Source organism: Micromonospora sp. NPDC005172 (assembly GCF_040608555.1).
In the GTDB taxonomy this organism is placed as follows: domain Bacteria; phylum Actinomycetota; class Actinomycetes; order Mycobacteriales; family Micromonosporaceae; genus Micromonospora.
Genome location: NZ_JBEXIL010000025.1, coordinates 37,638 through 49,428, shown reverse-complemented (window position 1 = coordinate 49,428; position 11,791 = coordinate 37,638). Strand labels below are relative to the sequence as shown.

The window sequence follows — 11,791 nt, the reverse complement described above, 5'->3', positions numbered from 1 at the left end:
AGGAGGACCCTTCCATGTCGTACCCCGAGATCCGGCCTCGCCGCCTGCGCCGCACCCCGGCGATCCGCCGGCTGGTGTCCGAGACCCGGGTCGACCCGGCCGAGCTGATCGTGCCGATGTTCGTCAAGGAAGGGTTGTCCGAGCCGCGGGCCATCGCGTCGCTCCCGGGGGTGCTTCAGCACTCCCGGGACTCGCTGCGCAAGGCGGCCGCCGAGGCGGTCCAGGCCGGCGTCGGCGGGATCATGCTCTTCGGGGTGCCCGAACGGCGTGACCCGACCGGGTCCGGCGGCATCGACCCGGACGGCATCCTGAACGTCGCCATCCGCGACGTGGTCGCCGAGGTGGGCGGCAGCACCGTCGTCATGAGTGACCTGTGCCTGGACGAGTTCACCTCGCACGGGCACTGCGGGGTGCTCGCCGCCGACGGCGACGTCGACAATGACGCCACCCTGGCCGCGTACGCCGAGATGGCGGTGGCGCAGGCCGCCGCCGGGGTCGACGTGGTCGGGCCGTCCGGGATGATGGACGGCCAGGTCGGCGTGGTACGCCGGGCGCTCGACGCCGCCGGGCACCAGAACGTGGCGGTGCTGGCGTACGCGGTGAAGTACGCCTCGGCGTTCTTCGGCCCGTTCCGGGACGCGGTGGAGTCGGCGCTGGAGGGCGACCGGCGCAGTTACCAGCAGGACCCGGCGAACCTGCGCGAGTCGCTGCGCGAGGTGGCGCTCGACGTCGCCGAGGGCGCCGACATGGTGATGGTCAAGCCGGCGCTGCCCTACCTGGACGTGGTGTCGGCGGTCCGGGCCGCGGTGGACGTCCCGGTCGCCGCATATCAGGTCTCCGGCGAGTACGCGACTGTCGAGGCCGCCGCCGCGAACGGCTGGATCGACCGGGAGCGGGTGATGATGGAGACGCTCACCTCGATCAAGCGGGCCGGCGCGCAGATCATCCTCACCTACTGGGCGGTCGAGGCCGCCGGTCTGCTCCGCCAGCGCTACTGAGCGAACGCTCCTCCGGCTGCCTCTGCCGATTGCCGTTGCGCGGCCCTGCCCTTTCTGGTTACTTCCTGCCCCCTTGGGCGCCTCTGCCCTTTTGGGTGTCCATGCCCTTTTGCGTGTCCCTGCCCTTTTGGGTGTCCGGGCCCCAGGCGTGCCCCTGACATCCTTTGCTCTGCTTCAGCGGAGGCAACAGTCAGAGCCTGAAACTGTTGCGCCCGTTGAAGCAGAGCAAAGGACGCGCGCGAGGTGCGGCACACCCGCGGATGAGCCGGTTCTCCACAGGGTTATCCACAGGGGTTGAGTGAGCGATTCCGGCCGAGAATCGTGGTCGGATGGCTTCCGCACTCGATCCTCCTACGCCACCGGGCCCGACCCTCGGGCGGTTCCCGATCACCGGCCTCGTCCGTCGGGCCCGCCGGATGAAGGGGCTGGGTCAACGCCAGATGGCCCGGTTCGCCAAGGTCGCCCCATCGACCGTGGGCAAGGTCGAGGCCGGCAGTCTGACGCCGAGTCTGGCCGTGCTGGAGCGCCTGCTCGGTGCGGCCGGGCTCTACCCGGTGGTGGTGGACCAGGACGGCCGGATCGTCCAACCGATGGTCGACCGGGAGGACGTCCACGACGGCGCCGGCCGCCGCTACCCCGCCCACCTCGACACGATCCTCGATCCGAAGCCGGGGGAGTGGTGGGGAGACATCTACGGGCTGGCGCGACCACCGGAGACCTACCACCGCAGCTCGGCGGACCGCGAGGCGCGACGTCGGCGCAGCCAGTGGGAGGTGCGGGTCGCGCGGCATCGGCACCTGCCACCGCCGCCGATCATCCAGGAGTACTACTGACAACGCGAACGGCCCACCCTCCGTGGAAATCTGGAGGGTGGGCCGTCAGCGCCAACGATCAGTCGTCGTTGCTGATCGTTCCGGTCGCCAGCGGGTCGGCCAACCGCAGGCCGGGCACACCGGCCACCAGCAGGGTCAGCTTCTCGTCCGACTCGCGCCTGCGGTCGCCGCGCACGGTCACCGGGAAGGCCACCGACGTCTCACCGGCGGGTAACACCTTGCAACCGGCGTACGCGTCGAAGTCCGAGCCCACCTGCGCTGTGAGACCAACGGCCGCGGCGCAGAGCAGCACCGGCTGCGACAGCGGCCGGGACACGGTGGCGGTGAAGACCATCTGCCGGGTGCCCTGGTCGCCCTCGACGACCGTGGTGTCGGCGACGCTCAGCGACGCCCGGGAGCGGAACCGGGCCACCTGCGGGTCGTGATCGCTGGAACCCCGCGACCCGTCACCGGTGAACTCGGCCGGCCAGTCGGCGTTGACGTGCGCCGCCCGCACCTGCACCAGATCGCCGTAGAGCGCGTCGTTGACGAACAGGTGGTCGAGCGTCTGGGCCTGCCCCTCGAAGCTGTACGAGTAGGCCGAAGCCGGCACGTCCGCGACCAGGGTGTCCCACAGGTTGTGCAGGCCAGCCTCGTACAACGGGGCGAGCTGGTCCGACGGCGTCGGCTGTGCGCCCGTGGCGATGGGATCGTCCGGCCGGGGGAAGACGTTCAGGTCACCGCCGTAGACGACGCGGGCCGACTGATCGGCCGCCTCGATGGCGGTGACGATCGCCGCCCCGTAGCGCGCCTGCTCCCGCCGCTGCCCGATCCGGCCGTCCGGACCGGACGAGTAGTGGTTGCTGAGCGCGTACAGGGTGAACCGCTCGGATGAGCCCGGTGCCGCGGCAACGCTGAACTTGCCCAACTGGGGTGCTCGCGTGAAGACGTTGTTCCCGTCCTTGCCGGTCGACGTGTCCACGTCGGACGGCAGCACCGCGTTGAGCGCCTTGGGGTTCTGCACGTCGGCATTGCCCGGCAGCCCTGCGGTGCGGTACTGCACGGTCGGCGTCGAGCCCAGCAGAGGGTCGCTCGCCGTCGCAGCCGCCAACGACAGCCGGTCCGTGCGGTACAGGAACGCGGCGGTGATACCGCGGGCGTCCGCGCCGGTCCGGTCGTAGGCGGCGGCGTACGCCGGCCCACCGGCCGCCGCCACCGCGAGTGCCAACTCCTGGACGCTGTCCGGAGCGCCGTCGGCGTTGTTGGTGTCGCCGCAGGCCAGCGTCGCCCCGGAGACCGTGCAGATGTCCTGGTCCTCGGCCTCCTGGACGAGGATCAGATCCGGTGCGTGCAGATCCTTCGCGATCTGGTCGGCGAGCGACGTCAGGTGCTGGCGGTAGTCGGCCTCGCTGCTCGGCACGTAGTCGAACGGCGGGCTGACACCGGTGCAGCCGGCGTTGCCGGTGAAGTCGCAGCCGTCGAACGGGTCGTCGCGGTAGTCATACAGGTTCTCGACGTTGTACGTGGCGACCGCGACCTCCTGTGCCCGGTCGGCCGGCTTCGGCGGGTTGTTCTTCGACGGATCGGCGCCGGCGTCGAACTCGGCCCGCTCGACCTGCACGCCGTACTTTTCGAACGAGTAGTAGACGCCGCCCACCGCGTCCGCGCGCAGCGTGTCGAAGGTGTGCGCCGGCGGGAGCAGCGCGGTGCTGTCACCGGCGGCGGCCTTCACGCCCATGCTTCCGAGCAGTACCCGCTGCCCGTTGCCGTCGTCGAAGCGCCGGGTCGGGTCGTTGTCCAGCGGGTGCGAGTCCCGGAAGACCCGCCGGGCGTACGGGTCGGCACGGTCCAGCAGCGGATCGTCGCGGTCGACGACCCACAGCTCCGAGTCCGCCGTGGACGAGAAGACGTCCCGGCCGCTCACCGCGCCGCTGCCCGCGCGTACGCGCAGTCGGGCACCCTCGTGCCGCTCCCACCAGCGCTGCGCATCGGTGAGCTCGACCGGAGGCGCCGCGTTGGTCACCGTGACCGTCGTGTCCACGTCCAGGCCGGTGGCGATCCGGCGGACCAACGACGCGCCGGACAGCTGGGTGAAGTTGTAGTACTCCGACACCCGGGCCCGGAGCACCACCTCGTCGCCGACCGTCGGGACGTAGCCGCCGACCAGGGAGGTGAACGCGCCCATGAAGACGAAGATGCCGTCGGAGCTGGTCGGGTCGCCGTCGGTGTCGCCGCTGCGGCTCTGCAGGAAGAATCCGTTCTGCTCCGCCCCGGCCGACGTCCGGGCCAGCGTCCGCTGGGTGATCACGCCCCGGACGTCGTATATCGTGCTGCTCGTGCCGTTGCCGCTCGCCGGTGCGAGCGGTGAGCGGTCGGCGGGGCCGGCCTCGGCGTCGGTGGTCGGGCCCTGCACCTCGCCGACGGTCAGTTCCCGGGTCACCTGCACGGCCAGCGCGCAGGTGGCGGTGTCACCGCCCGCGTCGGTCGCGGTCACGGTCACGGTGTACGCCCCGGCGGTGAGGTCGGCGCTCACGCTGACCGTGGCGCGGGCCGTGCCACCCGCCTCGCCGGCCGGGGTGAACGCGGTACGGGTGATCGAGCCGCTGGCCGGGGCCGGGCTGACCTCGGTCACCGCCAGGTCGACGATCGTGTCGTCCGGGTCAGTGGCGGTGATCTCCCGACTCGTCGCCGTCCCCGACGCGGTGACCAGTGGTCCGCCGCAGGTCACCGTCGCCGGGACGTCGACCGGTCCACCGCCGTCCACGGTGTGCGAGCCGAGCCCGTCGAAGGTGTCGACCGGCAGCCCGGCCCACTGCGCGGCGGGGTCGAACGCGTCCGACGGGTCGGTGTCGCCCGCCGTCACCGAGGGCAGCCGGCGCAGCGTGTTGTCCGCCGTGCTGGCCGTGCCCGTGCCCCACTCGGTGCCCGGGTCAACGCCCACCTGACCGATCGAGTCGAGCACGGTGGTGCCGCGGCGGAGCACGATCGCGTCGTCGCCGTTGAACAGACTCGCACCGGTGGTCTGGTCGGCCTGGGCGAGGATGGCCGCTGCGGCCGAGGCGCTGGCGAACACGAAAGCGTCCCCGGCGGCGACGGTCCCGGTCAGCGCGATCGTGGTCGCCGTGGTGGAACCGTTGAAGTAGAGCTGGAGCTGGTAGCCGCCCGCGGTGAGGTCGACGGGAGCGCCGGTGCCGTTGAACAGCTCGATCGCCTTGTTGTTCGACGAGCCTTCGACGTACTCGGAGATGAAGAGGTCGGTGGGCGCAGCGCTGGCCGCGGTGGGCGTGACGCCGAGGGCCGTGACGGTCACTGCGGCGGTGGCGATCGCGAGCGCGGCTGTCGTGCGGCGCGGGCGCATAGGGCCTCCACGATGGGTGGACGGGGTCAACGCACGTTAAGGGGCGCTGCTGTCCACCGTCCATCCCCTAGTGGACACTTTCGTGAATTTCCTCAGCGTGGCGGATCGAGGCGGTGCACCAGCTCAGCGACGTCGACGCTGTATTCGCACCAGTCCCGGTCGGGCCGGTAGCCCAGCTCCGCGTTGACCTTGAGCAGCGCCTCGTTGGCCTGCGCGTTCCAGGTCTGTACCTCGATCAGCTCCGGCTCGGCGGAGCGCAGCTCCAGCAGCATCCGAGCCTTGAGCGCCCGGTCGATGCCGTAACCCCGGTGCTCCTGCGCGACGATCGTGTCGTACTGGTCGGCGCGGGTCGGGTGCTGCGCTGGCACCACCACCTCGGTCAGCCCGGCCACCTCACCGCTCTGCTCGTGCCGGGCCAGCACGATGTACGGCTTCATGCCGCGCCGGTGCAGGGTGTCGAGGCTGTCCCGCAGGCGCTCCGGGTCGTAGGAGCTGGGACGTAGCTCGCCGTCGTCGACGTCACGCACCTCGGCCTTGGCCCGCGCGTACGACTCGATCAGGTCGTCCGGTGGGCCGCCCGGGTAGAACCCCAGCTGGTAGCCGGCGCCGATCCCGGTGGCCATCTCGGTCAACTCGGCCCAGTCCACCGAGGTCAGGTCGAGTACGCTGCGCGTCTCCACGTACTCCCGGGTGAAGCCGAGCGACTCGTAGAACGCCACCGCCGGCGTGTCGCCGACCACCTCGACCCCGATCGACCGGAAGCCCTCCTGGTAGACCCGGCGGGCCGCGCGCAGGACCAGGTCGCGGCCGAGGCCGCTGCGTCGCGCCGAGGGGTGCACCAGCACCTCGAGCACCCCGATGTCACCGAGCAGGAGCACGTGGACCTGCCCGAGGACGGCACCGACCTCGGCCGCGGCGCTCGGCTCGGCCTGGGCGAGCCAGGAGATCCGCCGCTCACCGGGCATCACCTCGGCCAGATACTCCCGCAGAGAGGTCTCCCGCCACGGCGGGTCCTGCGGCAGGTCGGCCGCCAGCACCGCGTTCAGCGTGGTCAACAGCGACGCGATCTCGGCGGAGGACGCGGTCCTGGGGTCCCACTCGCGCACCATCACCTGTCTAGCTTGCCGCTAACGGCTGCCCGGCGGAAGTGCCCGGTCCTCCAATGTACGCGGACGATCACATTACGGGCGGCTGGCCCGTCCGTACCGGTCAGCGGTGTCGTAGACGGCCTTGGCGTACCGCCGCACGTCGTTGTACGACAGGATCGCGTTCCACCAGTCGCCGGGGATGCTGAGGTTGCGGCCACCCTTGCAGAGGTAGTTGCCGGCCGCCAGCGCGGCGTCGTCCAGGTCGTGCGGGTCCTTGACCCCGTCCTGGTCGGCGTCGGCGCCGATCTCCTGCCAGGTCGTCGGGATGAACTGCATCGGCCCGATCGCCCGGTCGTAGGTGCTGTCGTTGTCGAGCGCCCCGCGGTCGGTGTCGATGATCCGCATCCGGCCGCCGTTACCGTCCAGCGGCAGCCCGATGATCTGGGGCAGGGCCTTGCCGTCGGACCCCAACCGCGCGCCGTTGGCCGAACCGTGCCCGGACTCGACCTGACCGATCGCGGCCAACGTCGTCCAGCTCAAGGCGCAGCTCCGGTTGGTCTGGGCGAGCATCAGCTCCGCGTACCCGTACGCCTGCATGGCGGCCGGCGGGATGCCCACCCTGGCACCGACCTGCTGCGCCCAACTGGCCAGGGCGTCCGACGGACGACCGCCGAGGGTGGGCGCGACGGCCGGCCCGGTCGGCATGCCACCGGTCGGGAACGCCCCGGTGGGTAGCGCGCCGGTCGGCACCGCGCCCGTCGGCACAGCCCCGCTGGGCAGCGGACCGGTCGGCCGTGGGTCGAGCGGCAGCGCAGGTGGCACGGCCACGCTCGGCGCGGCCGTGGCGTCGACGGCCACCGGCTTGGACCCGCGGATGGTCGCCGGGACGAGCAGCGCTCCCGCGGCGGCGGTCGCCGCGACCAGGGCCAGCAGGAAGACCCCGGGGACGGTGAGCCGACCGCTGGGTCGGCGGGACCACTCCCGGGTCGCCCGGGCGGCGGTCACCGCGGCCTGGCGTGGCGGTGGCAGACGCACGGCGTGCGCGAACGGCACGCGCCGCCGGCGACCAGGCGTGATCACCGGTACGACGGCGACGCCGTCCACCTTGGTCGCCGTCAGGTCGGTGGGGCTGGCGCCCGCCGCGACTGTCCCGTCGCCGGTGTCGGCAGTGGGGACGTCCGCGGTGACGGCGTCGGCCGTCGGGGCGGCCGGCGGTGTGGTGGTGTCCGGGGCGGGCTCCGCTGCGGCGCTGTCGCGGGTGGCGGCATCGTCCGGTTGGTCGCCGGTGGCGGCATCGTCCGGCTGGTCAATGGCCGGGGCGTCGCCGTTCGCGGGGTCGGCAGTCGTGGTGGCGTCGGCTGGCGTCGGTGTCGCCGTCTTCGATTCGGTCGTGCCGCCGCGCAGCCAGGGCCGGCGCGGGCGAGGGATTGCCGCGGACACCGGATCGGGCGCGGCGCCCGACTCTGCCAGCGGCCCGTCCAGCGGCGCGGCCGGTCGAAGCGGTTGCACACGCGTCTTGTCCTCGCCGTCCACCACCCGTCGAGTATCACTCATGTCCCGACAGGCGTCAGGTCCACGTACCCTGGTGGCATGCCCCGGTACGAGTTCCGCTGCCGCGCCTGCGGCGACACTTTCGAGGTCAACCGCCCGATGGCGCAGGCCGGAGCGCCGGCCACCTGCCCGCAGGGTCACGCCGACACGGTCAAGCTGCTCTCGGCGGTGTCGGTCACCGGTCGCGGCGCCGGTGGCACGCCGACGCCGGCCGGCGGCGGTTGCTGTGGTGGTGCCTGCGGCTGCTGATCCGGCGGTTTCGGCGGCAGACTCGTGGATCGGCCTTGCCGGGACTGGGTTCGAGTGGCACCTTGAGGCGGCACCTGCCCGGCCGTTCTCACGATGCGTGACCGCTCGGACTCAGGCAGCATGAACCCGACGTCACGGGCGGAGGTTCCTCGCATGTCGCCACGGATCCAGCTCCCGAGCGGTTGGGTGACCTTCGTGTTCACCGACATCGAGGGCTCGACCCGGCTGGCTCAGTTGCTCGGCGCGGACTACCGCCCGGTGCTCGCCGAGCATCGGCGGTTGCTGCGTCGCACCCTGGCCGCCACCGGTGGTGCCGAACTGTTGACCGAAGGCGACTCGTTCTTCCTGGCCTTCGACGACGCGGCGGCGGCACTGACGGCCTGCCTGACCGCCCAGCGGGCGCTGGCGAACCACGACTGGCCGACCGAGGAGGCCGCACCCCGGGTGCGGATGGGCCTGCACACCGGCTACGCCGAGCCCCGCGACGGGGAGTACGCCAGTCCCGAGGTGCACCGGGCCGCGCGGGTGGCGGCGGCCGCACACGGCGGCCAGGTGCTGTGTTCGGCGTCGACGGCCCGCCGGGCCGACCCGCTGCCACCGGGCGCCACCCTGCTGGACCTGGGCCTGCACCGGTTGCGTGGCTTCGACGACCGGGAGCGGCTGTTCCAACTTGTCGCCCCCGGCCTGGAGCGGCAGTTCCCCCGCCCGCGTACCGCCGACGCGGTGGCGCACAACCTGCCCACCCAGGTGACCTCGTTCGTCGGGCGTCAGGTCGAGCGCGCCGAGCTGAGTCAACTGGTCGAGCGGTACCGGCTGGTGACGGTGCTGGGCGCGGGCGGCGCGGGCAAGACCCGACTCGCCGTGGAGTTGGCCGCTGGAGTTGTCGAGACGTACCCCGACGGGGTCTGGTTCGTCGACATCGCCTCGGTGACCGACCCGGGGTTGGTGGCTTTCGCGATCGCCGCGGTCCTGGGGCTGCGGCCCGAGCCGGGTCGCCCGATGCTGGACACGCTCGTCGAGTACGCGGCGGCTCGGCGGATGCTGGTCGTGCTGGACACCTGTGACACGCAACCGGCGGCCTGCGGCGAGGTCATCTCGCGGCTGCTCTCCGGCGGGGGCGGCGTGCGGGTGCTGGCGACCAGTCGCGAGTCGTTCAGCCTGCCCGGCGAGGTGGTGTGGCGCATCCCGCCGCTCTCGGTCGACAGGCGCGCCGACGGCGCGGAGAGCGACGCGGTGGCGCTGCTGCTGGATCGTACGGCGGCGGCGCGTGGCGGCCGGCAGCCGGAGCCCGCCGAGTCGGCCGATCTGCGGCGGGTGGTGCGGCGGTTGGACGGGCTGCCGCTCGCCATCGAGTTGGCGGCCGCCCGGCTGCGGGTGCTCTCCGTGGGTCAGCTCGCCGAGCGGCTGGACGACGTCCTCGGCACGCTGGACGCCGGTCGGGAGGACCCGGAGCCACCGCCGGTGGAGCGGGGCTGGTCCGGCAACCAACAGGACACCGTGGACCTGGTCGCGGCGGCGATCGGTACACCGCCGCCCACCGCGGCGAGCAGGGCCGTGCAGCGGTCGGCCACCGAACGCCACCTGACCATGCAGGCCACCGTGACCTGGTCGTACCGGACGTTGGGGCCGCGGGCCGCGCGGCTGCTGCGCTGGATGGCGGTCTTCGCCGGGCCGGTGGACCTGCCCACCGTCGAGTGGCTGCAGGGCGACGACCCGCTGGATCCACTGTCGGTGCTGGTGGACAAGTCGATGGTGTTGGCCGAGCCGCGTGCCGCCGGCAGCTCGTACCGGATGCTCGACCCGATCCGGGCGTACGCGGCGCGGCGGCTGGCCGAGGCGGGGGAGGAGCAGGCCGCCCGGGACCGGCATGCGGCGTGGTCCGCGCACGCGCTGGAGCGGGCCCACCTGGGGCCGGACGGGCGGCCGGTGACGCTGTCGCTCTACACCCTCGATCCGCTGGCCGACGAGCTGCGGGCCGCCCTGCGATGGTGTGCCACCGGCGGCAGCGCCCGCGCCGGTCTCCGTCTGGCGGGCGGGCTGGACCAGTGGTGGCGCGAGCGCGGGCTGGCGCGGGAGGGCCGGCTCTGGCTGTTCCGGCTGTACGGGCGGATCGCCGAGACCGGCGAGCGGATTCCGGACGCGGAGCTGGCGGCGGCGTACCACATGCACTCGCTGCACGCCGGCGCCGACGGCGAGTTCGCGGAGGAACTGCGCTACTCGCAGCGGGCGGAGGCCGCCGCCCGGCAGGCCGGTGACGCTGGTCTGCTGGCCCGGGTGCTCGCCGGCCGGGCCGCGCCCCTGGTGGACATGGGTCAGTTCTTCGAGGCCGAGCGGGTCTGTCGGGAGGTCATCGACTGGGCGCACGGGCAGGAGGTGGTCGGCGAGGCGCTGTTCGCGGTCTTCAGCCTTGCCGAGCTGCTGTGGCGGCGGGGCGCGCTGGGGGAGGCGGCGGACCTGCTGGGAGCGGCCCGTCCGGTGGAGGCCGCCCGTCCGATCGAGCGGGGTCGGCGTTCGGTGGACATGCTGCTCGGGATGGTCGCCCTGGCCCGGGGTGACGTGATCGCCGCGCACGAGCACCTGCTGGTGGCACTGCGCTCACGGATGGGGCACGGCTACCACGGCCGGGCCTGCGACACCCTGAACGCCATCGCCGTGCGGTGTGCCCTCGGCGGGGACCGGGTGACGGCCGCGCGGCTGTTCGGCGCGGCGCAGGCCACCCGGGCTAGCATGCGGGCGACCCCGGGCATCTACGGCGGCTACTGGGTTGACCAGCAGGCCGAGCTGCGTTCGCTGATGGGCGACGTGGCGTTCGACGACGCGTACGCCGAGGGTGCCGAGCTGAGCCTGGACGAGGCGGTGGCGCTCGCACTCGACGTGGAACATCCGGATCTGGCAGCGGACTCGACCCGCTTCAGCACCGAACTGTCCCAACCCACCCAGTCCCAACACCCAGCAACAAAAACCGAACACGCCTAACCCCGCCCCTCTGGTGGGTCGATCATGAAGTTATTGCCACGACACGCCGCGCGGACGGGCAATAACTTCATGATCAACGGGGTCGAGTTGGGTGGGGTTAGGTGCGGGCTTGGGCTTCGGCTTGGGCCTTCAGGCGGGTGGCTCGGTCTATGTCGGCCTGCTGGACTGCGGCTACCGAGCCGAAGATGTGGACCGCCTGGTAGTACGTCCAGGCCAGGCTGTAGCAGGCCGGGCGGACGACGGTGTTGTACGTGGCGCAGACCCGCTTCAGGTCCGCGTAGAAGGCGCTGTCCAGGCGGGCCTTGTTGGCGGAGAACTGGCCGACGGCCTTGTAGTTGCGGTAGCCGAAGTCGTGCCGGTAGCAGCCCAGGTTGAAGGTGAAGCCGAGCGGGTTGTCCGGGCTGGACGAGCAGTAGTCGGTGGACCAGACGAAGTTGTACTCGGCCCAGGGCGCCCGGTTGACGCGAGCGCTGTTCCAGGAGTTGTAGCTGGACGCGCTGGTCTGGGTCCAGCTCGACAGCACGGACAGCTTCTGTGCGGGGGTGACGGCGGCGGCGGGGGAGGCGATGGCGAGGGTGGCGAGCAGCGCGAGCGCGCCCGAGGTGAACAGGGTGGCGAGACGTCGGGGCACGGGTTACCTCCGCGGGGTCTGCGGTGGGACGGAAGTTACCGGCGGGTCACCGGATGTCGACAAGTTTCGATCAACTGATCAGCTTGCCGGTATGTGCCGCGCGAACTATCGGTGACATACGCCGAAAC

The 11,791-nt window shown here is 72.2% G+C and carries 8 protein-coding genes; 4 read left to right on the top strand and 4 right to left on the bottom strand.

The annotated features are described in order from the left end of the window. The first annotated feature begins 14 nt into the window (after positions 1-14). Together hemB and ABZV06_RS18580 are read left to right on the top strand one after the other, a co-directional pair. Positions 15-998, top strand: coding sequence for a porphobilinogen synthase (hemB, locus tag ABZV06_RS18585; protein ID WP_355622818.1), 984 nt, complete (start codon positions 15-17; stop codon positions 996-998). A gap of 329 nt (positions 999-1,327) precedes the next feature. Further along, entirely contained in the window at positions 1,328-1,831 is a 504-nt protein-coding gene (locus tag ABZV06_RS18580; RefSeq protein WP_355622815.1) for a helix-turn-helix transcriptional regulator, read from the top strand. 58 nt (positions 1,832-1,889) lie between these two features. On the opposite strand, the gene ABZV06_RS18575 is transcribed toward ABZV06_RS18580, so the two are convergent. The 3 genes from ABZV06_RS18575 to ABZV06_RS18565 form a co-directional block, all read right to left on the bottom strand. Further along, positions 1,890-5,168: a lamin tail domain-containing protein gene (locus ABZV06_RS18575; RefSeq protein ID WP_355622812.1), complete on the bottom strand. Its 3,279-nt coding sequence runs from the start codon at positions 5,166-5,168 to the stop codon at positions 1,890-1,892. Between the two features lie 92 nt (positions 5,169-5,260). Beyond that, a complete protein-coding gene (locus ABZV06_RS18570) occupies positions 5,261-6,277 on the bottom strand; it encodes a GNAT family N-acetyltransferase (RefSeq protein ID WP_355245145.1) in 1,017 nt (338 codons plus the stop codon). Positions 6,278-6,349: 72 nt separating this feature from the next. Next, the gene (locus tag ABZV06_RS18565) at positions 6,350-7,792 is read right to left on the bottom strand and encodes a lytic murein transglycosylase (RefSeq protein WP_355622862.1); all 1,443 of its coding nucleotides are present in this window, start codon (positions 7,790-7,792) and stop codon (positions 6,350-6,352) included. Positions 7,793-7,846: 54 nt separating this feature from the next. Between ABZV06_RS18565 and ABZV06_RS18560 the strand changes: the two genes are divergently transcribed. Both ABZV06_RS18560 and ABZV06_RS18555 read left to right on the top strand, forming a co-directional pair. After that, complete coding sequence (locus ABZV06_RS18560; protein WP_355245028.1) at positions 7,847-8,056, top strand: zinc ribbon domain-containing protein; 210 nt, start codon at positions 7,847-7,849, stop codon at positions 8,054-8,056. A gap of 153 nt (positions 8,057-8,209) precedes the next feature. Next, on the top strand, positions 8,210-11,032 hold the full coding sequence (locus ABZV06_RS18555) for an adenylate/guanylate cyclase domain-containing protein (RefSeq protein WP_355622809.1): 2,823 nt from the start codon (positions 8,210-8,212) through the stop codon (positions 11,030-11,032). A 97-nt stretch (positions 11,033-11,129) separates the two neighbouring features. Here the strand turns inward: ABZV06_RS18555 and ABZV06_RS18550 are convergent, their stop codons facing one another. After that, the gene (locus ABZV06_RS18550; RefSeq protein ID WP_355622806.1) at positions 11,130-11,663 is read right to left on the bottom strand and encodes a phospholipase; all 534 of its coding nucleotides are present in this window, start codon (positions 11,661-11,663) and stop codon (positions 11,130-11,132) included. Positions 11,664-11,791: the final 128 nt, after the last annotated feature.